Genomic DNA, 24,781 nt, shown 5'->3' on the forward strand with positions numbered 1-24,781 from the left:
CGGTGGACCACGTCGGTGACGCCCCCCTGCTCGAGCACGACACGTACGACGAGGAGCTGTCGGCCCACCTGCGCTCGCTGGCCTTCCGCCTGCTCGGCAGCCTCGCGGCCGCCGACGAGGTGACGACGCTGACGCTGCAGCAGCTGGCCGCCCAGGAGCGGTCGCAGCCGGGCAGCGTGATCGACGAGCGCACCTGGGCCTGCACCCGGCTGGCGCGCCTGGCCCTCGGGCGGCTGCGCGGGCGGCGACCCGCCACGGTGGCGGCCGGCGCCCCGGTCACCGTCGACCTCGACGAGCCCCTCGACCCCGTCGACCCCGCGCGCGAGGCCGACGCCGCCGCGCTGCGCTCGGCGGTGGGCCCCGACCTGCTCGCCGCGCTCGAGCGGCTGGCCCCGGCCGAGCGGGTGGCCTTCGTGCTGCACGACCTCTACGACTGGCACTTCGAGGACGTCGCCGGTGCGATCGGGCGGACCCCGGTCGCCGCGCGCGAGCTGGCCATCCGCGGCCGGTACGCCGTCAGCGCCGGCAGCGACGACGAGGCGGCCGTCGGCGGCTCAGGGTCGCGCGCCCGCCAGCTCGCCGTGGTCGGCGAGGTCGTGGCCGCCGCCCGCGCCGACGACCTCGACGCGATGCGGGCCGCGCTGCACCCCCAGGTGCGGCTGCGCGCCGACGGCGCCGCGATCGACCTGGGCGCCGAGGCGATCGTCGAGGGCCCCGCGGCCGTGGCCGCCCACCTCGCCGAGCACGTGGCCGACCTGCGACCGGTGCTGCTCGACGGCTACGCGGCCGCGGTGTGGCGCGACGGTGCGGCCGAGCGGATGGTCGTGGGCTTCACCGTCGAGGACGCGCTGGTGCACGAGATCGACCTCGTCGCCGACCCCGCCGTGCTCGCGCTGCTCGACCTGGCCCCCCTGGACTGATCCGCCGGGCACCGATGAATCCGGTTGTCGGCGGGGGTCCCTAGGCTGCAGAGTCGAGGGGCGACGCCCGGGAGAGGACGACTGATGGTGGACATGATCCAGGCCCACGGCCTGGTCAAGAGGTACAAGTCGGTGACGGCGCTCGACGGTCTCGACCTCGCGGTGCCCGAGGGCCAGGTGCTGGCCCTGCTGGGGCCCAACGGTGCCGGCAAGACCACGGCGGTGCGGGTGCTGACCACGCTGCTCAAGCCCGACGAGGGCACCGCCCACGTGGCCGGGGTCGACGTGCGCGCCGACCCCGACGGCGTCCGCGCGCGCATCGGCCTCTCGGGCCAGTACGCCGCGGTCGACGAGCACCTGACCGGCTTCGAGAACCTCGAGATGGTCGGGCGCCTCTACGGCCTGGGCCGCAGCCGCTCGCGCGAGCGGGCCCGCGAGCTGCTCGAGCGCTTCGACCTCGTCGACGCCGCCGACCGGCCCTCCAAGACCTACTCCGGCGGCATGCGCCGGCGCCTCGACCTCGCCGGGTCGCTGGTGGCCGCGCCGCCGGTGCTGATCCTCGACGAACCCACGACGGGGCTCGACCCGCGCAGCCGCGTGGGCATGTGGGACGTCATCCGCGAGCTGGTGCGCGACGGCGCCACGCTGCTGCTGACCACGCAGTACCTCGAGGAGGCCGACCGGCTCGCCGACGACATCGTGGTCATCGACCACGGCCGGGCGATCGCGCGCGGCACGGCCGACGAGCTGAAGTCGCAGACCGGCGGCGAGCGCGTCGAGGTCGTGCTGGCCCACGCCTCCGACCGCGACGCCGCCACCCGGCTGCTCGCCGGCGTCGCCGTGGGCGAGGTCGGCGTCGGCGACAACGGCCGCGAGCTGACCGCGGCCGTCGAGGGCGGCGTCCGCTCGCTGCGCCGCGTCCTCGAGGGGCTGGAGGAGGGCGGGCTCGAGGTCCTCGACATCGGCCTGCGCCGCCCGACCCTCGACGACGTGTTCCTGACCCTGACCGGGCACGCGGCCGAGGACGCGACCGGCGACGACACCCCTGCGGCCGAGGAGGCCCTGCGATGAGCACCACCACCTCCCACGACGCCGGCACCGGCCGGCTCCCCGAGCCCACGCCCGTGCCCGAGCGGCCCGGTGGCGTGGTCCGCGCCCTGACCGACGGCTGGATCGTGGCCAAGCGCAACCTGGTCAAGATCAAGCGGGTGCCCGAGGTGCTCATCTTCGTGCTGATCAGCCCGATCATGTTCGTGCTGCTCTTCGCGTTCGTCTTCGGCGGCGCGATCGACCCCGAGGGCGCGGTGGGCTACCGCGAGTTCCTGATCGGCGGCATCTTCGCCCAGACGGTCGTCTTCGGCGCCACCTTCACCGGCGCCGGTCTGGCCGAGGACATGCAGAAGGGCATCATCGACCGCTTCCGCTCCCTGCCGATGTCGCACGCGGCGGTCCTGGTGGGCCGCACCACCTCCGACGTCGTCTACAACGTGCTCTCGCTCATCATCATGGCGCTGACCGGCCTGCTGGTCGGCTGGCGCATCCGCGAGGGCGCCTTCGACGCGCTGCTCGGTTTCGCGCTGCTGCTGCTCTTCGCCTACGCGATCAGCTGGGTGATGGCCTACGTCGGCCTGCTGGTGCCCTCGGTCGAGGTCATCAACAACGCCTCGTTCATCGTGATCATGCCGCTGACCTTCGTCTCCAACGCGTTCGTGCCGCTGAGCTCCTTCGACGGGGTGCTGCGCCAGTTCGTGCTGTGGAACCCGGTCTCTGCGCTCACCCAGGCCAGCCGTGAGCTCTTCGGCAACGTCGACGCCTCCACCCCGGTGCCCGACGCCTGGTCGATGCAGCACCCGGCGCTCTACACGCTGCTGTGGGTCGCGCTGATCCTGGCGGTCTTCGTGCCGCTCTCGACCCGCCAGTTCGCCCGCGCCTCGGCCTGACCCCCCCACGCCGACCCGGCCCGAAATTCGCGCTGACCCGGCTCAGATCTCGCACCGACCCGGCTCATACCCGCGCGGTCAGGGCCGGGTCAGCGCCAGGGCCCGGTCGTCGCCGTCGCGGACCTCGCCACGTCCGTCGGTGTTCGACGTGACCAGCAGCAGCTCGCCCGCACCGCCCGCACCGCTCGTGGGCAGGGCCAGGACGCTGCGCAGCCTGCCCAGCTCACCGGCGAGGTGGGCCACGGGCTGCTCGACGCCCGCCTCGCCCTCATCGCCTTCAGCGCCCTCGGCGCCCGCTGCCAGGGGGATCTCCCAGAGCCGCTGACCGCGCAGGGCCGCCATCCACAGAGACCCGTCCCAGAAGGCCAGCCCCGAGGGAGAGGCGTCGGCGGTGCTCCAGACCACGACCGGGTCGGTACGACCCTCGCCGCCGCCGCTGCCCTCCACGTCGGGCCAGCCGTGGTCGGCGCCGGCCTCGACCAGGTTGAGCTCGTCGAAGGCGTTCGCCCCGAACTCCGAGGCCCACAGCCGGCCCTGCTCGTCGAAGGCGAGGCCCTGCACGTTGCGGTGCCCGTAGCTGTAGACCTCGTTGTCGAAGGGGTTGCCCGGAGCCGGCTCGCCCTCGAGCGTCAGGCGCAGCACCTTGCCGGACAGCGACCCGGTGTCCTGGGCCGACTCGGGCACGCCGTTGTCGCCGGTGCCGACGTAGAGCAGGTCGTCGGGCCCGACCACGAGCTGGCCGCCCTGGTGGTAGCCGGCGCCACCGGGGATGCCGGCGAGCAGCACCTCGGGCTCGCCGAGCCGCTGCCCGTCCCAGGGCATCGACACGATCCTGCTGGTCTCCTCGACGGTGTAGTAGGCCAGCAGGGCGGACTCGTCGGGGGTCAGCGCCAGCCCCAGCAGACCGGCCTCGCCGCCGGGCACCACGTCGGGCAGGGTCCGCAGCTCCTCGCGCTGCCCGGTGGCCGGGTCGAGCAGCAGGATCCGTCCGGTGTCGCGCTCGCTCAGCAGCACCCGGCCGTCACCGGTCGCCGCCAGGCCCCACGGGCTGGTCAGCCCGGTGGTGACCTGCCGCTGCCCCAGCGCCGCCGGGTCATCGGCCGGCAGGTCGTCGGCGGGGCCGGCGGTGCGGGTGGAGCCGCTGGGGGCGTTGGCCCGCTCACCGGGCTCGGGGTCGGCGCCGCAGGCGACCAGGACGGGCAGGGCCAGCACGGCGGCGGCGACCCGGGCGGCGCGGGGACGGCGTACGCGAGGGGTCACCGCTCCAGCGTGACAGGCCGACCTGACGACCGGGCCCACCCGCACTGGGCGCCCCGCCCGACGTGCTGGAAGGATCAGCCCTGTCGGCAGGAGGAACCCCATGGACGACATGACGGCGATCCTGGTCGTGGCGCTGCTCGGCGGCATGGCTGCCGCCGTGGTGCGCCTGCCTCCGCTGCTGGGCTTCCTGGTGGCCGGCTTCGTGCTCAACATCGTCGGCGTGGAGTCGGTGCCGGCCCTCGAGACCGCCGCCGACCTCGGCGTGACGCTGCTGCTCTTCGGGGTGGGGCTCAAGATCGACCTGCGCCAGCTGGCCCAGCGCGAGGTGCTGGCCACCGCCACCGCCCACCTGGTCGGCTCGACCCTGCTCGGCGCGGGCGTGGTGGCGCTGGTCGCCGTCGGCGGCGTCGCGCTGCTCGAGGGCAGCGACTGGCGGACCTGGGTCCTGGTCGGCTTCGCGCTGTCGTTCTCCAGCACCGTCTTCGTGGTCAAGACGCTCGAGGAGCGCAGCGCCGCGCGCTCCCTGGGCGGGCGCACCGCCATCGGGGTGCTGATCGTCCAGGACCTCGCCGCCGTGGTCTACCTGGCCGCCTCGGGCGGCAAGCCGCCCAGCCCGTGGGCGGTGGTGGTGCTGCTGCTCCTGCCCGGCGCCTGGGTGCTGCGCACCGTGCTGGCCCGCATCGGGCACGACGAGCTGCGGCCGCTCTTCGGGCTGGTGCTGGCGCTGGTGCCCGGCTACGCGCTGTTCGAGGCGGTGGGGCTCAAGGGCGACCTGGGCGCCCTGGTCGTCGGGATGCTGCTGGCCGGCCGCCCTGGCGCCGAGGGGCTCGCGAAGAGCCTCTTCACGCTCAAGGACCTGCTGCTGGTCGGCTTCTTCGTCTCCATCGGCCTCGGTGCGCTGCCCGACGCCGAGCACCTCGTGGTCGCGCTCCTGCTCGTGGTCCTGCTGCTGCCGCTCAAGGCGATCGGCTTCGCGCTGCTGCTCAGCCACGCCGGCCTGCGGCGGCGTACGTCGGTGCTCACCGGGTCGACCCTGGCCAACTTCTCGGAGTTCGGGCTGATCGTCGCCGTCGCGTCGTCCGCCGAGGTGCTGGGCGAGGAGTGGGTGGTCACCCTGGCCACCGCGATCGCGGCCAGCTTCGTGGTCGGCACGGCCGTGGGCCGCCGACCCGAGTACCTGGTCGGGGTGCTCTCCCGGCTGGTGCCCGAGCGCGCCGAGGACCGGCTGCACCCCGAGGACCGCCCCCTCGACGTCGGGCACGCCGAGGCGGTCGTGCTGGGCATGGGGCGCGTCGGCCGGTCGGCGTACGAGCGGCTCGAGCAGGTGCACGGCCTGGCCACGGTCGGGGTCGAGACCTCGGGGGACCGAGTCGCACGGCTGCTCGAGGAGGGCATCGACGTCATCGAGGGCGACGCCACCGACCCGGAGTTCTACGAGCGGCTGCGCACCGGCGACGTGCGCGTCGTGCTGCTGGCGATGCCGTTCCACGGCAACAACCTCGACGCGCTGCTGCAGCTGCGCTCGAGCGGGTTCACCGGCGTCGTCGCCGTCGTCACGCAGTACGACGCCGACCTGCGGCAGGCGCGCGCCCTCGGCGCCTCGGCGGGGTTCCAGCTCTACGACGGCGCCGGCACCGAGCTCGCCGACCGCGCGGCGCAGGCGGCCGGGCTGCGCCGTGAGGACGACTGAGCCTGCTCGGCGGCGCGGCTCTGGCAGGGTGAGGTGGTGACCCCCGGCCAGAGAGCGAGCGTCCCCGCCCCGCAGCTGTCGCTGCCCGACGACGAGGCCCGGGCCCGGGTGGCGGCGTTCGCCGACGACCTGGTGCGCCGGCGCACGGTGCGGGACTTCTCCTCGCGCCCGGTCGCCGACGGCGTCCTCGAGGACGCGGTGCGGGCCGCGGCCAGTGCCCCGAGCGGGGCGCACGTGCAGCCGTGGCGCTTCGTGGTGGTCACCGACCCCGACGTACGCCGGCGGCTGCGCGAGGCGGCGGAGGCCGAGGAGCGGGAGTTCTACGAGCGACGGGCCTCGGAGGAGTGGCTCGACGCGCTGGCTCCCCTCGGCACCGACGCGACCAAGCCGTTCCTGACCGACGCGGCCGCGCTGGTGGTGGTCTTCGAGGTGCACGCGGGGCCCACCTCCCCCAAGCCGTACTACGTCAAGGAGTCGGTGGGCATCGCCGTCGGCTTCCTGCTGGCCGCGCTGCACCAGGCGGGCCTGGCCACGCTGACCCACACCCCGAGCCCGATGCGGTTCCTCGGCGAGGTGCTGGGCCGTCCACCCGAGGAGCGCGGCTTCGTGGTCGTCGCGGTGGGGCACCCGGCCGAGGACGCGCGGGTGCCGGCGCTCGAGCGCAAGCCGCTCAAGGAGGTGCTGGTGCGGGTCTGAGGCGCGGGCCGCCTGCACGGAACTGTCGGCGGGACCATGAACCTTCGTCGTGGCGGCGAGAGCTCCATCGGGTGCCCGATGAAACTCCCGCGGCGCCCGCTCAGCCGGTGAGCTTGGCGAGCCGGGCGCGGAGCAGGTCGACGCGGTGGGCGTTGCCGTGCAGCTCGACGTACCCCTCGGCGTACGACGCCAGGAGCGCGTCGTCGAGGCGGCGCACCGCACCGGGCGGGTAGCGGTAGTCCATGTGCTCGTTGATCTGGGTCTCGTCGACGCCCATCAGCACCTCGGAGAGCTCGCCGAGGCTGGTGATCCCGAGCTCGAGCAGCAGCCCGGAGATCCAGGCGTAGTGGTCGGTGCGCGACCAGCCGGCGTCGGCGTACTGCCCGGCGAGGAAGGCCGCCAGCTCGCGGGGGTCCAGGCGCGGGTCGGCGTCGGGGCCGGCGGGCTCCTCGGTGCGCGGGTCGGTGGCCTGGAGCCGGTCGCGGATGGTGGCGAACTCGCGGTCGGCGAGCTCGAGCAGCCCGGCGGCGAGGGTGAAGCGGCGGTCGAAGTCGCGCGCGTGCTCCTCGGGCACCACGCCCTTGTAGCGGATGTCGTGCTCGAACTCGGCCCAGGCGTGCTGCAGGACGGTGCGGATCTGCACCGAGGCCACCAGCCCGCGCAGCGGTGACCAGTCGGGGTCGCCCTCGCGCGCGGCGTCGAGGCCGATCACCTGGTGCCGGCTGGCGTAGCCGAAGCGGCCCTCGCTGGCGGTCTCGCGGCCCATGTCGCGGTCGTCGTGCACGACCAGCTGGTCACCGAGCAGGTCGGCGACGGTCTCGACGTCGCGCTGCACGTAGGTGATCACCCGCACCCCGAGCTGGTCGGTGACCTCGGTGAGCGGGTCGCGGTACATCGCCCGGCCGCCCGGGCGACCGTCGACGGTGCGCGCGGCCTTGGCGGCGAAGGAGGCCACCGACTTGGTGCGCCCGGTGACCGACAGGTAGTTGATGCCGGCCTCGTCGAGGATCGACTGCACCAGGCGCACGTAGCGCTCGCCGGCGTCGCGCAGCTGCGGCAGCCGCGCCGCGTAGGCCTGGGTGGCCGCCTGCACCGGGTCGACCCGGGGGCGGGCGCGGCGCGGGCTGGGCTCGAGGTCGGCGGGCAGCGTGGGCACCACGACGTAGCCGTCCTCCCAGCCGCCGTCGGGCCCGACGTACGTCGTGGTCTCCTCGGGGTGGGTGTCGGCGAAGAGCCCGACGTAGGCGCAGACGACTGCGTCGACCTGGTCCTCCACGACCCGCAGCTCGCTCTTGCGGGTGGCGCCCTCGACCGCGTCGCGCAGCCGCGCCCACGGCTCGCCGGCGGTGACCACGACCGTCTCGAGGTAGCCCATCAGGGCCAGCAGCTCGCTGCGCAGGCTCTCGAGGTCGCGGCCGGGCTTGTGCTTGTACTTCAGGGTGCGGCCCAGGCGGAACAGCGAGACGGTCGCGGGGTGCGGGTAGACCTCGATCGCGCGGCGCTGGCGCCCCGAGCGGGGGTTGAGGTCGAGGCCGAGGCGGCCCGCCACCCGGGCCCCGCGCGGGGTCTCGGCGAACTCCGGCTTGCCGGTGTTGGCGGGGTGGGCCCCGGCGTCGAAGCGCGCGAAGTCCTTGTTCAGCGCGGCCTCGCAACCGCGGTTGCCGCTGGCGTTGCGCACGATCAGCGGCGCGTCGACCGCGACCAGGCAGGCCCCGCCCGCCACGACGCCCTCGACCGCGGCCACCACCTCGTCGTCGCTGCGCTGCGCCGAGACGTGCACCAGCCGCGCCTCGGGGTCGAGCACCGCCACCCCCGTCGGGGCGCGCTCGCCCCAGGCGAGGTCGACGCCGACGTAGTGCATGCCCCCAGCCTCTCGTACGCCGCTCAAGCCTCGTGGATCGGCTCGGCGGGCAGCTTCTTGACCCGGCGGGTGCGCCGGCGCCGGCCCGGGATCATCGAGCGCATCTCCTCGAGCTTGCCGAAGCACAGCAGCCGGTCGCCGGCCTCGAGCACGTGGCGGCTGTGCGGGTTGGGGATGACGCTGGTGCCGCGCTGCAGGGTGAGCGCCGAGATGTCGCGCTCGCGCAGCCCCGACTCGCCCAGCGTCTTGCCGACGAGGTCGGAGGCGGCCTGCACGGCGATCTCGGCGACGCCGTACCCGGTCGAGACGGTCAGGCGCTGGCGCACGTCGATCTCGGGGAAGGCGACCTGGTTGTCGATGTGGTCGATGATCGAGCCCGCGATGTCGAGGTCGGTGGCGCGCTCGATGCCCTCGAGGCCCGGGGAGGAGTTGACCTCCATCACCAGCGGTCCCTCGTTGCCCTCGAGCATGTCGACGCCGGCCACCCGCAGGCCCATGATCTGCGCGGCCCGCACCGCCGCGCGCTCGTAGTCCTCGTCGAGGGTGACGCCCTCCACGATGCCGCCGCGGTGCACGTTGGAGCGGAACTCGTCGCCCTGCGCGACCCGCCGCATCGCCGCGACCACCCGGTCGCCGACCACCAGGGCGCGGATGTCGCGGCCCTTGCTCTCGCTGACGAAGCGCTGGATGAGCACGTTCTGGCGGGTGCTCTGCAGCGTCTCGATGATCGCCTCGGCCACCTTGAGGGTCGGGGCCAGGATCACGCCGATGCCCTGGGTGCCCTCGAGCAGCTTGATGACCACCGGCGCCCCGCCGACCCGCTCGATGGCCGCGATCACGTCGGCGCGGTCGCGCACGAACGTCGTGGCCGGCATCCCGATGTGGTGGCGCGAGAGGATCTGGGTGGCGCGCAGCTTGTCGCGCGAGTTCGTGATCCCCCACGAGGTGTTCGGCGTGTAGACGTCCATCTGCTCGAACTGGCGCACCACCGCGGTGCCGAAGTAGGTGATCGAGTTGCCGATGCGGGGCAGGATCGCGTCGTAGTGCGAGAGCCGCTTGCCGCGGAACTGCAGGTCGGGCTCGTCGCCGGACAGGTCGATGCCGAACCGCAGCGTGTTGAGCACCTTGACCTCGTGACCCCGGTCGAGGGCGGCCGTGCGCAGGCGCTGCGTACTGTACGACCGGGGCGCGCGGGACAGGATCGCGAGTTTCATGGGTACCCAGACTGAGAGGCGACGGTGGAGACGGGACTTTCCTACACCCTCGCAGGGTGGCGCGAGTGGGTGAGCCTGCCCGACGCCGGCGTGGAGTGGATCAAGGCCAAGCTCGACACGGGCGCGCGGACCTCCGCCATCCACGCCTTCGACCTCGAGTCCTTCGAGCGTGACGGCGTCACGATGGTGCGCTACTCGGTGCACCCCTGGCAGGCCACCGACGACGACGCCGTGGTCGTGGAGAGCACCGTCCTGGACACCCGCGAGGTGCGCTCGTCGTCGGGCCACGTCGAGGAGCGCTACGTCGTGCCGATGCCGATCACGCTGGTCGGGCACACCGTCACCGTGGAGATGAGCCTGAGCCGCCGCGACGAGATGGGCTTCCGGATGCTGGTGGGGCGCGAGGCGCTGCGCCAGGGCTTCGTCGTCGACCCCGGTCGCTCCTACCTCGGCCCCCGCCCGCCCGTGGCCGTGCGCCGCCGCAACCGGGGCCGCTGAGATGGCGCGCCCCTCCTTCGAGATCGGCCCGGTGCGGGTGCGCCCGGGCCGGGTGCAGTCGCTGGCGCTGCCCATCACCCGCCTGGTCACCGGCGCCGAGGTCGACCTGCCCGTGCGGGTCGTGCACGGGCGCGAGGACGGCCCGACGGTGTGGGTCGACGCCGCCATCCACGGCGACGAGGCCGTCGGCGTCGAGGTGGTGCGCCAGGTGCTGGCCGACCTCGACCCACGCACCCTGCGCGGCACCCTGATCGCGATCCCGATCGTCAACGTGCTCGGCTTCATGACCGGCAGCCGCTACCTGCCCGACCGCCGCGACCTCAACCGCTCCTTCCCCGGCTCGGCCCGCGGCTCGCTGGCCGGGCGGATCGCGCACCTGATGATGACCGAGGTCGTCGCCAAGTGCTCGGTGGGCATCGACCTGCACACCGGCTCCGACCGGCGCACCAACCTGCCGCAGATCCGCACCGACCTCGAGGACCCCGAGACCCGCCGCCTGGCCGAGGCCTTCGCCGCGCCGGTGATGATGCACGCCCGGCTGCGCGACGGCTCGCTGCGCCACGCCGCCCGCGAGGAGGGCGCCAAGGTGCTGCTCTACGAGGCCGGGGAGGCCTGGCGGATGGACCCCTGGGCCATCGACGCCGGCGTGCGCGGCGTACGCCGCGTGCTCGCCGCGCTCGGGATGACCGAGCCGGTCGAGGAGGAGCCGCCCACCCCCAGCCTCGAGTCGTGGCGCAGCGGCTGGGTGCGGGCCCGGGGCACCGGGATGCTGCACCTCGAGGCCGAGCTGGGCCAGCGCGTCGAGAAGGGCGACCGGCTCGGCGGGCTCTTCGACTCCTTCGGCAAGCGGGTGCGGCTGGTGCACGCCGACCGCGCCGGCATCGTGGTGGGCCGCACCGAGGCGCCCCTAGTGAACTCCGGCGACGCCGTGGTCCACCTCGCGGAGGTCGAGGACTGACCTCCCGGGTGGGCCACGACTGACCGATCGGCGGAGGCGCCGCCGCGCGGGGCCGGGTGAGACTGCGAGTCCCCCCACCCCCCTGGAGAACCTCCGTGCGTCCTTCCCCCGAGGCGCCGCGCACCCCCGCGCTCCGCCGCCTGGCAGCCACCGCGCTCGGTGCCGGCCTGCTCGCCTGCCCCCTGCCCGCCACCGCCGGACCCGCCGCGCCCCCCGCGCCCCCCGCGTCGCTCGCTCCTGCGGCCTCCGCCCCTGCCACCGTCGCCACGGCCCCCGCCGCGGCGTCGTACGACGTGCAGCAGCGGCGGCGCAACGCCCGCGGCCCGGCCGTGGGCGTGCAGTTCCACGGCATGTGGTCCTCCTACTCCGACCCCGAGCGGGAAGAGGTGCTCGACCGGCTGGTCGAGATGGGCGCCGGCTGGGTGCGCCTGGACATGTCGTGGTCGATGATCCAGCCGACCGCCGGCCGCATCGACCCGCAGGGCTGGGGCGTGCGCTTCGTCGACCGCGTGGTCGGCATGGCCGCCGACCGCGGGCTCAAGGTGCTGGCCACCTTCTGGCTGACCCCCGACTGGGCCGACCCCGAGGCCGGCGCCCGGTCGCTGCCCGCCGACCCCCGCGACTACGGCCGGGCCCTGGCCTGGGCCGCGGAGCGCTGGCAGGGCGAGGTCGACGCCTGGGAGGTCTGGAACGAGCCGAACTCCGAGGACTTCCTCGCCGGCGCCGACGCGGCGGCGTACGCCGACCTGCTGTGCGCCGGCTACGACGCGGTGCAGGCCTCCGCGGCCCGCGGCACCGACGTCGTCTTCGGCGGCACCATGCACAACGACTCGACCTGGATCGAGGCGGCGTACGACGCCGGCGCGGGCGACTGCTTCGACGTGCTGGCCACCCACCCCTACCAGTCGCCGTCGGACACCGGCCCGATGTCGGGCTCGGGCGAGGCGCACTGGGAGTTCAGCCACCTCGGCGAGGTGCGGGACCTGATGCGCCGCCACGGCGACCGGCGCCCGGTGTGGGTGACCGAGTTCGGCTGGTCCTCGCACCGCGACCGCGGCGACGAGCAGCCGTGGGAGCGCGGGGTCAGCAAGCGCCAGCAGGCCGACTTCACGGTCGCCGCCCTCGAGGCGCTGCGCACCCGCTTCCCGTTCGTGCGCAAGGCGTTCCTCTACAACGAGCGCGCGCGCACCGACGCCGGGCGGCACATGAAGGGCTACGGCCTGATGACCAACGGGATCAAGCCCAAGCCGGTCTACCGCGCGGTGCAGGCCTGGACCGGGCGCTGAGCCGGCTCAGCGGCCCGAGGCCTCCAGCATCCGCTGCAGCTCGGCGCCCATCGCCTCGATGACGGCGTGCAGGCCCTGCAGCGGGCGCACCATCACGGTGAAGTCGCTGATCAGGCCGGTGTCGTCCCAGGTGATCATGTCGACGCCCTGCACCTGCTTGCCGCCGACCTCGGTGGTGAACTCCAGCACCGCCGAGTCCTCGCCCAGCCACTCGCGGCGGTAGGCGAGCCCCGGCCCCAGCACGGCGAAGGCCGCGGCGAGGTAGGCCACGACCTTGTCGCGGCCCTCCTGCGGGGTGTGCACGGCCGGGGAGCGGAAGACCGCGTCGGCGGCGACCAGGTCGGGCAGGCCCGCGGGGTCGCCGGCCTCGGCGACGGCGTGCCAGCGGGCGAGGGCGGCGGTGGTGTCCATGGGGCCATCCCACCACCGGCCACCACCGATTGACACCCGCCGCCGGGCAGGCGGCATCCTGCCCGGGTGGACACCCCCATCCCGGACTACCTCGTCGAGGTCCTCGACGCCGTCGCCGCCGACGCGAGCGGTGCCGTGGCCGACTACATCCCCGAGCTCGCGCAGGTCGACCCCGACCAGCTCGGGGTGGTGCTCGCGACCGTCGACGGCGCGGTCTACGAGGCCGGCGACTGCGCGGCCGGGTTCACGATCCAGTCGATCTCCAAGCCGTTCGTCTACGCGCTGGCGCTGCAGCAGCGCGGGCTCGAGGCCGTGCTCGACCAGGTCGACGTCGAGCCCTCCGGCGAGGCGTTCAACGAGCTGTCGCTCGAGAAGGGCTCGGGGCGCCCGCTCAACCCGATGATCAACGCCGGCGCGATCGTGGTGCACACGATGGTCGGCGACGCCCAGGACCCGCAGGGCCGGTGCGAGCAGGTGCTGGCCGGGCTCTCCGCCTTCGCCGGGCGGCCCCTGGCCGTCGACGAGGCGGCGTACGCCTCGGAGAGCGAGACGGCGTTCCGCAACTACGCCATCGCCAACATGCTGCGCAGCCGCGACTCCATCGTCGAGGATCCCGAGGACGTGGTGGCGGCCTACACCCGGCAGTGCTCGGTGCGGGTCACGACCCGCGACCTGGCGCTGATGGCCGCGACCCTGGCCAACGGCGGCGTGCACCCGCTGAGCGAGGAGCGGGTCGTCGAGGAGTGGGTGGCGCGCCAGGTGATGAGCGTGATGGCGACCTGCGGCATGTACGACTCGGCCGGCGACTGGATCTCCACCGTCGGCTTCCCGGCCAAGAGCGGCGTCTCCGGCGGCATCATCGGCGCGCTGCCGGGCCAGCTGGGCATCGCGGCGTTCTCGCCCCGCCTGGACCCGCACGGCTCGAGCGTGCGCGGGGTCGAGGTGTGCCGCCGGCTCTCGGCCGACATGGGGCTGCACATGATGGACCCGCCGCAGCCGGCGCGCTCCACGATCCGGCGCACCCACACGGTGCAGTACGTCGACGGCAGCGCCGCGATGGTCTTCGCCCTGCACGGCTCGCTGCAGTTCGCGGGCGCCGAGCGCCTGGTGCGCGACCTGGCCGACGCCGACGCCGCGGGCCGGCTCTCCGACGCGGTGGTGCTCGACCTGACCCGGGTGCACTCGATCAACGACGTGGCCCGCCGGATGCTGCTCGAGACCGTGCGGCGCCTGCAGCTGGAGGGCTGCGGGGTCACCCTGGTCGACCCCGAGTCGACCCTGCCCGACCCCGACTGCGGCGGCGGGGTGCGCCCGCCGGTGGTGGCGACGGTCGCCGAGGCCGCGGCGCGCGGGCACGCCTGAGCCCCGTCAGGCCTCGGCAGCCGCAGCGCGGCCACGACGTCGGCGAACATGCGCTGCTTGATCGTGCCGAGCGTCGCCCGGTCCTTGCCGGCGAGGTGGCGCACCCGCGCGGCGGCCGCCTCGTGGAGGTCCTCGACCTCGGCGGTCGCGTCGACGATGCCGGCGGCCAGCGCCTCCTCGGCGCCGAAGCGGTGCCCGGTGGTCATCGCGTCGACGGCGGCGCGCGGGGTCAGCTTCGACATGACCAGCGCGTTCATGCCCGGGGTGAAGGGGATGAGGATGTCGACCTCGGGGAAGCAGACGTAGCCGCGCTCGGTGCGCATCACCCGGTGGTCGTGGGCCATGGCGAGCATCGCGCCGGCACCGAAGGCGTGGCCGTTGAGGGCCGCGACCGTCGGCACCGGGAGCGTCAGCACCCGCTCGAAGACGCCCTGCACGCGCGCGACGTACTCGCCGAGCCGCTCGGGGTGGGCGCCGAGCCAGTCGAGGTCGAGCCCGTTGGAGAAGAACTTGCCGCCGCCCGTGGTGACCAGCACGGCGGGCTCGCTGGAGGCGGCGAGGTCGGCGAGGAAGCCGTCGACCTCGTCGAGGAAGGCGGGGCTGAAGCGGTTCTCGTCGTCGCCCAGGTGCAGGGTCCACACGCGGCGGTCCTGGGGGCCGTCCTGGCTCAGCGTCGGCATCCGGCGCTCCTCTCGTCGGGCACATCAGAGCACACGTCGGGGGAGCCCACCGGGACCTGAGGGGGTGTGCTCGCGCCGAGCCGGGCTCGGCACAATCGGGACGGGCCCGCGCTCGGGCCCGGTGTCGGGTCGCGGACAGCGGCCCGTCCCCCACGAACCATCGAGGAGGACGCATGACGCGCATCATCATCATCGGAGGCCACGGCAAGGTGGCCCGCAAGGCGACGCCGCTGCTGGTCGAGGACGGTCACGAGGTCACGTCCGTGATCCGCGACCCCGACCAGTCGAAGACGATCACCAAGCTGGGCGCCGAGCCGGTGCTGGCCGACATCGCCTCCATGCAGAAGCACGAGATCGAGGACCTGCTCCGCGGCCAGGACCTGGTGGTCTGGGCGGCCGGTGCCGGCGGCGGGTCGGCCGAGAAGACCTACGCGGTCGACCGCGACGCAGCGATCCGCTCGATGGACGCGGCCGCGGCCGCGGGGGCCGAGCGCTACGTGATGGTGTCGTACTTCGGGGCGGGCCCCGACCACGGCGTGCCGCCCGACAACGACTTCTACGCCTACGCCGAGGCCAAGACCCAGGCCGACGCCCACCTCGAGGAGTCCGCGCTGAAGTGGACGATCCTCCAGCCCAGCGGCCTCACCGAGGGTCCGACGACCGGCAAGATCGACGTCCACACCGAGGACGCCGGGCAGGTCTCGCGCGGCAACGTCGCCGAGGTGATCCGCGCTGTCGCGGGCGCCGAGGCCTCGGCCGTCGCCGGCCTCAAGATCCCCTTCAACGACGGGGACACCCCGATCGCGGAGGGTCTGCGCCACGTGCGCTGAGCCGTCCGGGCGCCGGTGGGCCCGTCGGCCCTCCGGCGCCGGCCGCTCCCCCTAGGCTGGGCGGACCCGAGCCCGGGTCCAGCACGACACCGCCGACGCAGGAGACCCATGAGCGACCACTACGGCAGCTACCCCCAGTCCCCCGACCCCGGCCAGCAGCCCGGACAGCCCGGCCAGCCCGGGTACGGCGCCCCGGTCGGCGCCGACGACGTCGCCGGCACCGGTGTGCGCATCGCCGGGTTCGTGCTCGACGTCGTGGTCGTGGCCATCGTCGGCACCCTCGTGACCCTGCCCTTCGCCTCGACGTCCAGCGGCGGCGGTGAGATCGGATTCGAGATCGGCCCCACCGGCATGGTCGTCAGCCTGGTCGTCGCGGCGCTCTACTACATCGTGCCCACGGCCCTGTACGGCCAGACGCTGGCCAAGAAGCTGCTCGGCACCCGGGTCGTGCGCATGGACGACGGCCAGGTCCCCGGGTGGGGCAAGGCGGCCGGCCGCCAGGTCATCCTGGCGCTGCTCAACATCGGCTGCTACATCCCGCAGATCGTCAACGCGGTCCTGCTCGCCCAGGAGCCGCTGCACCGCGGCTGGCACGACAAGGCCGTCGGCACCCGGGTGGTCACGACCCGCTAGGCGCCGGGGCGGGCGCGACGCTCGTCGCGCCGGGCGAAGAGCGCCCGCCACAGCCGCAGCGCCCAGGAGGGGTCGCCGCCGCCGTGCAGCGACGAGGTGCCGAGGAAGGACCCCGACACGCCGCGGCTGGCCCGGTCGCGCCCCTCGAAGTCGGCGTTGGACTGGCCGGGGCGGCGCTGCTCGGGTCTCATCGGTTCTCCTCGCGGTCGACGATGGCGAACACCCGGGCCGGGAAGCCCGAGCCGTCGCGCGGCTTGGGCCAGGTTGCCACGGTCAGCGCCCCGACGGCAGGTACCCGGTGCAGGTCGGTGAGCAGCTCGATCTGCCACTTGTCGGCGCCCAGGATGTAGGTCTCGGCGGGCGCCGAGCCGCCGGCGACCACCGCGCCGGGGTCGGTGTCGGTGGTGTCGTGGCCCACCGCGGCGACCTGGCGCTGCTCGACGAGGAAGCGCAGCGCCTCGACGCTCCAGCCGGGGTAGTGCGCGACGCCGTCGGCGTCGCGGTTGGCCATCGCCTTGCCGTCGGGCCAGCGCGACGCCCACCCGGTCAGCAGGGCCACCAGCGAGCCGGGGGTGATGCGTCCGTGCCGGGCCTCGTGCGCCTCGATGTCGGCGGGGGTGACGGCGTGGTCGACGTCGGCCTCGACCTGGTCACGGACGTCGACGACCACCAGCGGCAGGATCATCTCGGTGACCGGCAGCTCGTCGAGGAAGCGCCCGCCCCGCGCGAAGTGCGCCGGAGGGTCGACGTGGGTGCCCCACTGCCCGATGTGGGTGTAGCGGTGGGCCAGGAAGCCGGTGCCCACCGACCCGACCCCCTCGTCGAAGTGGAAGAGGGTCTCGCGCTCCTCGTCGGGAAAGGCGAAGTAGTGCGGGATGCCCGGCCCGAAGGCGTGGGTCAGGTCGACCCACTCACAGGCACGCAGGCGGGTCAGGACGTCGAGCAGCGAGTCGGCCATGTCGCGGATGCTAGCTCGCGTCAGAGGCCGGTGACGCCGCCGACGAGCCAGTCGTCGAAGGTCAGGGTGCTGATCCGAGCACCGTCACCGGGCAGCAGCCCGCCGGACGCCATGGCCCGGCCAGCGCGCCCGGGCAGCCGTACGCCGACCACGGGGCGGCGGCGCCCCTCGGCGCGCACGACCCGGCGGGCCAGGTCGACCAGCTGGTGCTCCTCCGGGCCGGCGATCTCGGTCGCGTGGCCCTGCGGCCCGACCGGGGCCAGCCGGGCCAGCTCGGCGGCGACCTCGGCGGCCGCGACCGGACGGATCCGTTGTCGGGGCAGGACCGCGACGGGGCCGGGGACCCGCGCGAGCAGCTGGCCGGCGAACTCGTGGAACTGCGTGGCCCGCAGCACGGTCGCCGGCACGGCACCGCGCAGGGCGACCTCCTCCTGCCGGCGCTTGCCCTCGTAGTAGCCGAGGTCGACCCGGTCGACGCCGACGATGGAGAGGACGAGCAGGTGCTGCACCCCTGCGCGCCGACCCGCGTCGGCCAGGTTCGTGGTCGCGGTCTCGAAGAAGTGCACCGCCCTCCGGCGGCCGGTCGTGGCGATGTTGCTGACGTCGATGACCGCCTCGGCACCGGTCAGGGCGTCGTCGAGGCCACTGCCGGTCACCAGGTCGACCCCGCGGCTCCTGGCCAGGACGACCGGCGTGTGCCCGGCCGCCGTGAGTGCCTGGACGACGTGACGCCCGAGGAGACCGGTCCCGCCGGCGACAGCGATCCTCATCTGCCCATCCTGCCTCAGCTGGCTGGGCGCACGCGCACCTTCTGCCCCGGCTCGATCTCCACGCGTCCCTGCGCCGGCCACCCGTTCCAGCGACGGATCCTGGCGCTGGGCCGGTCGAACCAGCGCGAGACCCGGGCGATCGTCTCGCCCTCCTGGGCACGGTAGATGCCGCGGTGGTTGGCGACCGGTCGTCGCAGCGGGGCCGGGCAGGGCGAGAGGTTCGGCTCCTTCCACGGCGCCGCCAGCTCACCGACCCATTTCGGGCAGGGGCCGTGGTCGAGGGCGCGCGGGGAGCCGGCCCACCAGGAGGTGCGCCTGGTGGCACCGTTCCAGGTGAAGGAGAGGTGGATGTGGTCGGTGTGCGGGTTCTCGCCGGTGTAGGGCTGCCACGCCGACCGGGCGTCGTACCCGCGCCAGATGCGGCGGTTCCAGATCATGTACATCACCCCGAGCTCGCGGGCGTGCGCCGCGACCTCGCCCTCGACGCTGCGGGTCAGCCACCCGGTCGCGCGCTTGGCGATGCGCCGGTCCTTGGCCCTCGACGCGCGCAGCGACCAGTCCCAGGCCCGACCCTCCTTGTGCTCCGAGAGCCCACCGCTGCTGCACGCGCGGGTGATCCCGCCGCTGCCTCCGCCGAACTTCGCCAGCAGCAGCCTGCGTGCGGCCAGCACGCCCGGCTTGGCGACCGGGTCGCAGGAGACCTGCCCCTGGTAGACCGGGAAGGCGTCGACCTCCTTGGCCTGGGCCGGGGGCACCGCGGCGAGGACGGCTGCCGCGAGCAGCACGGCGAGGACGGACGTGAGCAGGCGTGCGGAACCGGCGAGGGGCATGGGGGTGCTCCGGGGGTCGAGCGGCAGGGGCGGTCGCGGTGGCGGTCGGGGGTCGCCCGCGACACCCCGACCGTATCCGCGGCGGCGGCCGCGCGTGGTGGCTTCGCGCAACGCGGCCAGGGGGCGGGTCAGGCGGTCCGCTCGTCGACCTCGGCGGCGGTCAGCTGGCGCGGCCGGATGTCGCCCCGCGCGATCTCCTCGACGTAGTGGCAGGCCACGCGGTGGCCGGGGCGCACCTGGACCAGCTCGGGCCGCTCGTCGTCGCAGCGCGTCTCCTGCCGGTAGGGGCACCGGGTGTGGAACCGGCAGCCGGCGGGCGGGTCGGACGGCGAGGGCAGGTCGCCCTGGAGGATGATCCGCTCGCGCGTGTCCTCGACGACCGGGTCGGGGACGGGCACGGCCGACATCAGCGAGCGGGTGTAGGGGTGCAGCGGCTCGTCGTACAGGTCGTCGGCGTCGGCCTGCTCGATGATCGAGCCCAGGTACATCACCGCGACCACGTCGCAGACGTGGCGGACCACCGCCAGGTCGTGCGCGATCACCAGGTAGGTCAGCCCGAGCTCGGCCTGGAGGTCCTCCAGCAGGTTCAGCACCTGCGCCTGCACCGACACGTCGAGGGCCGAGACCGGCTCGTCGGCGATGATGAAGCGCGGCTCGAGGGCGAGCGCCCGGGCGATGCCGATGCGCTGCCGCTGGCCGCCGGAGAACTCGTGGGGGTACTTCTGCGCCGCGCTCGACGGCAGGCCGACCTGGTCGAGCAGCTGGCGCACGCGGGCGCCCTTCTCGAAGGAGATGCCGTGCGCCTTCAGCGGCTCGGTCAGGATCGTCTCGACGCTCTGCCGGGGGTTGAGGCTCGCCAACGGGTCCTGGAAGACCATCTGCATGTCGCGGCGCGCGCGGCGCAGCGCCTCGCCACGCAGGCCGGAGACGTCGGTGCCGTCGAAGTGGACGGTGCCCGCCGTGATCGGGCTGAGCCGGAGGACGGCGCGCCCGAAGGTCGACTTCCCGCAGCCGGACTCGCCGACCAGGCCGACGCTGCTGCCCTGCGCGACGTCGAGGTCGACGCCGTCGACGGCCTTGACGGCACCGACGGTGCGGCCGCCGAGCAGGCCGCCCTTGATCGGGAAGTGCACCTTCAGACCGCGCACGGACAGCAGCGGCTCGGCGCCGCCGGTCGAAGGAGTGGGGCGGGGGCTCGGGCTGGGGTCGGTCACGGGGAGGCTCCTGGGGACGGCGCGGGCTCGGCCACCGGGTTGAAGCAGCGCAGGGCACGGTCGCCGACGCGCTCGAGGCTCGGAGCTCGCGTGGTGCACTCGTCGACGACGTTCCCGCACCGCGGGGCGAAGGCGCAGCCCTGGGTCCAGGGGATGGTCTGGGTGGGCGATCCCGGGATGGGGGTCAACGGCGTGCCGCGCGGGTGGTCGAGACGAGGGATGCTGGCCAGCAGGCCGGAGGTGTAGGGGTGGCGCGGCTGGGCGAACAGCGGCCCACGACCCGCCGCCTCGACGATCCGCCCCGAGTACATGACGTTGACGTCGTCGCACAGGCCGGCGACCACGCCGAGGTCGTGGGTGATCATCAGCAACGCCGCGTCGGTGTCCCTGACGAGGTCCTTGAGCACCTCCAGGACCTGCGCCTGGATGGTGACGTCGAGCGCGGTGGTCGGCTCGTCGGCGATCAGCAGCTTGGGCTCGCAGGCGAGCGCGATCGCGATCAGCACCCGCTGCCGCATCCCGCCGGAGAGCTGGTGGGGGTACTCCCGCACCCGCCTGCCCGGTTCGGGGATGCCGACCTTCTCGAGGAGCGCCACGGCCCGGTCCTGGGCCTCCGCGCGGTCGACGTCGAGGTGCGCCCTGAGGACCTCGCGCAGCTGCACGCCGATGGTCACCACCGGGTTCAGCGAGGACATCGGGTCCTGGAAGACCATCGCGATCTCGCGTCCGCGCAGTCTGCTCATCTCCCGCTCGCTGGCGTCCAGGAGGTTGCGCCCGCCGTAGAGGACCTGGCCGCTGGTGCGGGCGGCGCGGCGCGGCAGCAGGCCCATCACGGCCAGCGAGGTGACCGACTTGCCGCTGCCGGACTCGCCGACCAGGCCGACGTGCTGGCCCGCGTGCACGCTGAAGGAGACCTCGTCGACGGCCACCACGTCACGGCGCCCGCGACCGCCGAAGACGACGGACAGGTCGCGCACGTCGAGCAGGGGCTCGCCCACGGGTGTGTCGTCCACGGCCGTCACCTCCGGGACCGGGGGTCGAGAGCCTCGCGCATCGCCTCGCCCAGCAGCGTGAAGCCGAGGGCGGTGAAGGCGATCGCGAAGCCGGGAAGGAGGGCGAGGCGGGCCGCGGCCTCGAAGCGGTCCTGGGCCGCGACGAGCATGCGGCCCCACTCCGCCACAGCGGGGTCGGCCTCGCCGAGGCCGAGGTAGGACAGCGCCGCGACCTCGATGATGGCCGTGGCGAGGTTCAGCGTCGCCTGCACGATGGTCGGTCCGATCGCGTTCGGCACGATGTGGCCGGAGACGATCTTCCGCTTGCGGATGCCGAGCGCCCCCGCGGCGAGCACGTAGTCGGACTTGCCCTGCGAGAGCATCGAGCCGCGCAGCAGGCGCGCGAAGATCGGCACCTGCGCGGTGCCGATCGCGATCATCACGGCGTAGGCGTTCTGACCGAGGACGGCGACGATGCTGACCGCGAGCAGCAGGCTGGGCACCGACAGCATCACGTCGACCAGGCGCATCACCGCGTTGTCGACCCACGAGCCGACCCGGCCGCCGAGCGCACCGAACCCGCCCGCGACGGCGCCGAGGCCGGCGCCGGCGACGAGGCCGATCGCGGTCGAGATGACGCCGTACGCCAGCGACTGGCGGGCCCCGTAGACCAGCTGGGTCCACATGTCGGAGCCGTAGCGGTCCAGGCCCAACCAGTGGTCCTCGGAGGGTCCGGGGACCGAGGACGGGGTCACCAGGCCGGCGTCGGCGGTGGAGCCCGGCTCGTAGGACGTCAGCAGCGGGGCGAAGAGGGCGACCAGCACGAAGAGCAGCACGATGACCGCCCCGGCGATCGCGGTCGGGTTGCGCCGCAGGCGGCGGAACGCCGCCCGCCAGAGACCGACGCCACCGGCCTCGTCGGGGCCCGCGCCGTGCCCGCCGCTGCCGGCCAGCATGATCTCGGCGGAGTCGGCGCCCGTCCGGCCGCTCACGAGACCCTCACCCTGGGGTCGATGACGCCGTAGGCCAGGTCGACGAGGAGGTTGATCAGGGAGTAGGTGATCGCGATGAAGATGATGAACCCCTGGAGGACGGGGAAGTCGCGCTGGGAGATCGCCTGGAAGAGGTAGCTGCCGATCCCGTTGAAGGCGAAGACGCTCTCGGTGAGCACGGCGCCGGAGAGCAGCAGGCCGGCCTGGAGGCCGATGGTGGTGACCACCGGCAGCAGCGCGTTGCGCAGGACGTGGCGGCGGCTGACGATGCGGCGGCTGAGGCCCTTGGACTCCGCGGTGCGGACGTAGTCCTCGTGCAGCACCTCGGCCACCGAGGCCCGGGTGATGCGCACGATGATCGCCAGCGGGATGGTGCCGAGCGCGACCGCGGGCAGGACGAGGTGGACCATCGCGTTGAAGGCGGCGTCCCACTCACGTGTCAGCAGCCCGTCGAGCACGTAGAAGTTGGTGATGTGGGTGGCGTCCATCCGGGCGTCCTGGCGCAGCGCGGTCGGGAGCAGGCCGAGCCAGTCGGCGAAGACGAGCTTGAGCAGGATGGCGAGGAAGAACACCGGGGTGGCCACCCCGAGCAGCGAGCCCGACACCACGGCGGTGTCGAGGAAGCGGCCCTGGTTGCGGGCCGCGAGGTACCCGAGCGGCACCCCGACCACGATCGCGAACAGCAGGGCCGTGGTGGCCAGCTCGATCGTGGCGGGGAACCGTTCGAAGAAGGTCGTCAGGACCGGCTGGCCGGTCTTGATCGAGTCCCCGAAGTCGCCCTGCAGCAGTGCCTTGACGTAGATCAGGTACTGCTGCAGGAGCGGTTGGTCGAAGCCGTAGGACGCGTTGACCCGGGCGATCCCCTCCGGGGTGGCGCGCTCCCCCAGCAGCGACCGCGCAGGGTCACCGGGGAGAGCGCGCACCCAGGCGAAGAGGAGCACCGAGAGGCCGAACAGCACCGGCACCAGCAGCGCCAGGCGCCGCAGCGCGAACTTCAGCATCGACTGCCTTCGGAGTCAGAGGTGCGGGGACGGGTGCCGGTCAGCCGACCGAGACCACGTTCCAGACCTCGTCCTGCACCGGGCTCTGCTGGTAGCCGCTCACGTCGGGACCGAAGGCCAGCGACGGGACCGGGTGGGCCAGCGGGACACCGGGCAGGTAGTCCATGACGAGCCTGTTTATCTCCTCGTAGAGTGGCTCCTGCTCCTCGGGCGTGGGCAGTCCGCGGGCCTCGCGCAGGGCGTCGAAGATCTCCGGGTTGTCGAAGCCCCACTCGCTGCTCTTGGCGCCGAAGAAGACGCCGAGGAAGTTGTCGGTGTCGTTGTAGTCGCCGGTCCACCCGAGCAGGTGCAGGCCGTGCTTGGAGGTGCCCTGGATCTTCTCGAGGTAGTCGGGGCTCCACTGGTCGGCCGTGGGCTTGATCTTCAGGCCCACCGCCTCGAGCTGGGAGCGGATCACGTTGAACGTGTCCTCCGGCTGGGGCATGTACGGGCGGCTGACACCGGTCGGGTAGTTGAACTCGATGGTGGCGCCGTCGGCACCGGCGTCGGCGAGCATCTGCTTGGCGAGCTCGGGGTCGAACTCGTAGGTCTGCACGTCGTCGGTGTAGCCCATCACGCTGTCCGGGATGAACTCGATCGCCGGCTGGGTGCCCTCGGGCATCGAGGCGCTGATGATCTCCGGGATGTTGAGCGCGTGCGCGATGGCCTGGCGGACCTGGGGGTCGTCCAGCGGCTTCTGCTGCTGGTTCATGCCGAGGTAGAGGACGTTGAAGGGGTCCCGGTTGACGATCTGGAAGCCCTCCTCCTCGAGCGGCGCGATGTCGGCCGGGCCGACCAGGTCGAAGCCGTCGATCTCGCCGGCACGCAGCGCGTCGGCACGGGCCTTCGGGTCCTCGATCGCGACCACGACGGCCTCGTCGACGATCGCCGGGTCGCCCCAGTAGTCGTCGTAGCGCGCCAGGGTGACGTCCTGCCCGCGGTTCCAGGCGTCCAGCATGAACGGGCCGGTGCCCGTGGGGTGCTCGGTGGAGTACGCGGAGTTCTTCGGGTTGGTGGCCCCGTCGTCCTGGAACTCCTCCAGCGCGCTGGGGCTCTGCATCGAGAACGCCGGCAGCGACAGCGCGGAGATGAAGCCGGCGAAGGGCTCCTTCAGGTTGATCGTCGCGGTCAGCTCGTCGTCGGCGGTGCAGGAGTCGTAGATCGCGGAGTCGGCGCGGTCGCCGGTCGCGAAGCCGCGGAACAGCGCCGCGTAGTAGTAGGTCAGGTCGTCGGTCTGGGCCGACTCGGGCATGTTGTACCAGCGGTCGAAGTTCGAGCAGACCGCCTCCGCGTCGAAGGCGGTGCCGTCGTGGAACGTGACGTCCTCGCGCAGGTCGAAGGTGTAGCTCAGGCCGTCCTCGCCGGTCTCCCACTCGGTCGCGAGCAGCGGCGCGGGGTCGGCCGTCCCGGGCTCGGTGCCGACGAGGCCCTCGAAGATCTGGCGGGCGACCCGGAAGCTCTCGCCGTCGGAGGCGAAGAACGGGTCGAGGGTCACCGGCTCGGCGGACCCGGCGAAGACGAAGGTGCCGCCGCTCGCGCCGTCACCACCGTCGCCCGCGTCGCCGTCGCGCTCGCTCTCGGCACAACTGGTCAGGATCAGCGCAGCGGCGGCCAGTCCGACCAGACCTGCGCGCGTTGACTTCTGTGTGGACCGCACGTGTCACCTCAATTCGTCGCGTCTCGCCCGAGTGACGAAACAGAACCTGCGGGACAGTAGCGCGCCGATGTGACGTAGAGCACTAGCCC

Annotated in this window: 24 protein-coding genes and 1 pseudogene; 11 read left to right on the forward strand and 14 right to left on the reverse strand. The window is 73.6% G+C overall.

Going from position 1 to position 24,781, the window contains the following annotated elements:
* Positions 1–2: 2 nt before the first annotated feature.
* The 3 genes from H0S66_RS07220 (at position 3) to H0S66_RS07230 (ending at position 2,860) form a co-directional block, all read left to right on the forward strand.
* The gene (locus H0S66_RS07220) at positions 3–920 is read left to right on the forward strand and encodes a sigma-70 family RNA polymerase sigma factor family protein (RefSeq protein ID WP_179614789.1); all 918 of its coding nucleotides are present in this window, start codon (positions 3–5) and stop codon (positions 918–920) included.
* 84 nt (positions 921–1,004) lie between these two features.
* Positions 1,005–1,991 carry an ATP-binding cassette domain-containing protein gene (locus tag H0S66_RS07225; protein ID WP_179614790.1) on the forward strand — a complete coding sequence of 329 codons (987 nt, stop codon included), beginning with the start codon at positions 1,005–1,007 and terminating at the stop codon, positions 1,989–1,991.
* Complete coding sequence (locus tag H0S66_RS07230; protein WP_179614791.1) at positions 1,988–2,860, forward strand: ABC transporter permease; 873 nt, start codon at positions 1,988–1,990, stop codon at positions 2,858–2,860. The genes H0S66_RS07225 and H0S66_RS07230 overlap by 4 nt, the downstream gene beginning before the upstream one ends.
* 78 nt (positions 2,861–2,938) lie before the next feature.
* On the opposite strand, the gene H0S66_RS07235 is transcribed toward H0S66_RS07230, so the two are convergent.
* Positions 2,939–4,120 (reverse strand): PQQ-dependent sugar dehydrogenase, encoded by a 1,182-nt coding sequence (locus H0S66_RS07235; protein WP_258017144.1) that lies wholly within the window; start codon positions 4,118–4,120, stop codon positions 2,939–2,941.
* 100 nt (positions 4,121–4,220) lie between these two features.
* Here H0S66_RS07235 and H0S66_RS07240 point away from each other — a divergent pair, with 100 nt between their 5' ends.
* Positions 4,221–5,810: a cation:proton antiporter domain-containing protein gene (locus tag H0S66_RS07240; protein WP_179614792.1), complete on the forward strand. Its 1,590-nt coding sequence runs from the start codon at positions 4,221–4,223 to the stop codon at positions 5,808–5,810.
* A 36-nt stretch (positions 5,811–5,846) separates the two neighbouring features.
* Positions 5,847–6,506 carry a nitroreductase family protein gene (locus tag H0S66_RS07245; RefSeq protein WP_218876246.1) on the forward strand — a complete coding sequence of 220 codons (660 nt, stop codon included), beginning with the start codon at positions 5,847–5,849 and terminating at the stop codon, positions 6,504–6,506.
* A 100-nt stretch (positions 6,507–6,606) separates the two neighbouring features.
* Here H0S66_RS07245 and H0S66_RS07250 read toward each other — a convergent pair whose 3' ends face one another.
* Both H0S66_RS07250 and H0S66_RS07255 read right to left on the reverse strand, forming a co-directional pair.
* Positions 6,607–8,367 carry a DUF429 domain-containing protein gene (locus H0S66_RS07250; protein ID WP_179614793.1) on the reverse strand — a complete coding sequence of 587 codons (1,761 nt, stop codon included), beginning with the start codon at positions 8,365–8,367 and terminating at the stop codon, positions 6,607–6,609.
* Between the two features lie 23 nt (positions 8,368–8,390).
* Positions 8,391–9,581 (reverse strand): RimK family alpha-L-glutamate ligase, encoded by a 1,191-nt coding sequence (locus tag H0S66_RS07255; RefSeq protein WP_179614794.1) that lies wholly within the window; start codon positions 9,579–9,581, stop codon positions 8,391–8,393.
* A 69-nt stretch (positions 9,582–9,650) separates the two neighbouring features.
* On the opposite strand from H0S66_RS07255, the gene H0S66_RS07260 reads away from it, so the two are divergent.
* From H0S66_RS07260 to H0S66_RS07270, 3 genes are all read left to right on the forward strand, one after another.
* Entirely contained in the window at positions 9,651–10,079 is a 429-nt protein-coding gene (locus H0S66_RS07260; protein ID WP_258017145.1) for an ATP-dependent zinc protease family protein, read from the forward strand.
* Position 10,080: 1 nt separating this feature from the next.
* The gene (locus H0S66_RS07265) at positions 10,081–11,037 is read left to right on the forward strand and encodes a succinylglutamate desuccinylase/aspartoacylase family protein (RefSeq protein WP_179614796.1); all 957 of its coding nucleotides are present in this window, start codon (positions 10,081–10,083) and stop codon (positions 11,035–11,037) included.
* 95 nt (positions 11,038–11,132) lie between these two features.
* A complete protein-coding gene (locus H0S66_RS07270; protein WP_179614797.1) occupies positions 11,133–12,323 on the forward strand; it encodes a cellulase family glycosylhydrolase in 1,191 nt (396 codons plus the stop codon).
* 6 nt (positions 12,324–12,329) lie between these two features.
* Here H0S66_RS07270 and H0S66_RS07275 read toward each other — a convergent pair whose 3' ends face one another.
* On the reverse strand, positions 12,330–12,734 hold the full coding sequence (locus tag H0S66_RS07275; RefSeq protein ID WP_179614798.1) for a nuclear transport factor 2 family protein: 405 nt from the start codon (positions 12,732–12,734) through the stop codon (positions 12,330–12,332).
* 66 nt (positions 12,735–12,800) lie between these two features.
* Between H0S66_RS07275 and H0S66_RS07280 the strand changes: the two genes are divergently transcribed.
* Entirely contained in the window at positions 12,801–14,096 is a 1,296-nt protein-coding gene (locus H0S66_RS07280) for a glutaminase (RefSeq protein ID WP_179614799.1), read from the forward strand.
* A gap of 92 nt (positions 14,097–14,188) precedes the next feature.
* Here H0S66_RS07280 and H0S66_RS07285 read toward each other — a convergent pair.
* A pseudogene (locus H0S66_RS07285) lies at positions 14,189–14,776 on the reverse strand (enoyl-CoA hydratase-related protein); the annotation flags it as partial.
* 173 nt (positions 14,777–14,949) lie between these two features.
* On the opposite strand from H0S66_RS07285, the gene H0S66_RS07290 reads away from it, so the two are divergent.
* On the forward strand, positions 14,950–15,606 hold the full coding sequence (locus H0S66_RS07290) for an NAD(P)H-binding protein (protein ID WP_179614801.1): 657 nt from the start codon (positions 14,950–14,952) through the stop codon (positions 15,604–15,606).
* Between the two features lie 108 nt (positions 15,607–15,714).
* A complete protein-coding gene (locus tag H0S66_RS07295; protein ID WP_179614802.1) occupies positions 15,715–16,239 on the forward strand; it encodes an RDD family protein in 525 nt (174 codons plus the stop codon).
* Here H0S66_RS07295 and H0S66_RS07300 read toward each other — a convergent pair.
* The 9 genes from H0S66_RS07300 to H0S66_RS07340 form a co-directional block, all read right to left on the reverse strand.
* The gene (locus H0S66_RS07300) at positions 16,236–16,430 is read right to left on the reverse strand and encodes a hypothetical protein (protein WP_179614803.1); all 195 of its coding nucleotides are present in this window, start codon (positions 16,428–16,430) and stop codon (positions 16,236–16,238) included. The two genes, H0S66_RS07295 and H0S66_RS07300, sit on opposite strands and share 4 nt — an antisense overlap.
* Positions 16,427–17,197 carry a cyclase family protein gene (locus H0S66_RS07305; protein WP_179614804.1) on the reverse strand — a complete coding sequence of 257 codons (771 nt, stop codon included), beginning with the start codon at positions 17,195–17,197 and terminating at the stop codon, positions 16,427–16,429. Before H0S66_RS07305 ends, H0S66_RS07300 begins: the two co-directional genes overlap by 4 nt.
* Before the next feature lie 20 nt (positions 17,198–17,217).
* Positions 17,218–17,967, reverse strand: a complete 750-nt coding sequence (locus H0S66_RS07310) for an SDR family oxidoreductase (protein ID WP_179614805.1) — start codon at positions 17,965–17,967, stop codon at positions 17,218–17,220.
* 14 nt (positions 17,968–17,981) lie between these two features.
* The gene (locus tag H0S66_RS07315; RefSeq protein ID WP_179614806.1) at positions 17,982–18,797 is read right to left on the reverse strand and encodes a LysM peptidoglycan-binding domain-containing protein; all 816 of its coding nucleotides are present in this window, start codon (positions 18,795–18,797) and stop codon (positions 17,982–17,984) included.
* Positions 18,798–18,925: 128 nt separating this feature from the next.
* Positions 18,926–20,011, reverse strand: a complete 1,086-nt coding sequence (locus H0S66_RS07320) for an ABC transporter ATP-binding protein (protein ID WP_179614807.1) — start codon at positions 20,009–20,011, stop codon at positions 18,926–18,928.
* The gene (locus tag H0S66_RS07325; protein ID WP_258017146.1) at positions 20,008–21,024 is read right to left on the reverse strand and encodes an ABC transporter ATP-binding protein; all 1,017 of its coding nucleotides are present in this window, start codon (positions 21,022–21,024) and stop codon (positions 20,008–20,010) included. Before H0S66_RS07325 ends, H0S66_RS07320 begins: the two co-directional genes overlap by 4 nt.
* Before the next feature lie 5 nt (positions 21,025–21,029).
* Positions 21,030–21,995 carry an ABC transporter permease gene (locus H0S66_RS07330; protein ID WP_258017147.1) on the reverse strand — a complete coding sequence of 322 codons (966 nt, stop codon included), beginning with the start codon at positions 21,993–21,995 and terminating at the stop codon, positions 21,030–21,032.
* On the reverse strand, positions 21,992–22,996 hold the full coding sequence (locus H0S66_RS07335; RefSeq protein ID WP_179614808.1) for an ABC transporter permease: 1,005 nt from the start codon (positions 22,994–22,996) through the stop codon (positions 21,992–21,994). The genes H0S66_RS07330 and H0S66_RS07335 overlap by 4 nt, the downstream gene beginning before the upstream one ends.
* Before the next feature lie 40 nt (positions 22,997–23,036).
* The gene (locus H0S66_RS07340; protein ID WP_179614809.1) at positions 23,037–24,692 is read right to left on the reverse strand and encodes an ABC transporter substrate-binding protein; all 1,656 of its coding nucleotides are present in this window, start codon (positions 24,690–24,692) and stop codon (positions 23,037–23,039) included.
* Between the last annotated feature and the right edge of the window lie 89 nt (positions 24,693–24,781).

Origin of the sequence: Nocardioides marinisabuli, from assembly GCF_013466785.1 — a bacterium.
Classification (GTDB): Bacteria; Actinomycetota; Actinomycetes; order Propionibacteriales; family Nocardioidaceae; genus Nocardioides; species Nocardioides marinisabuli.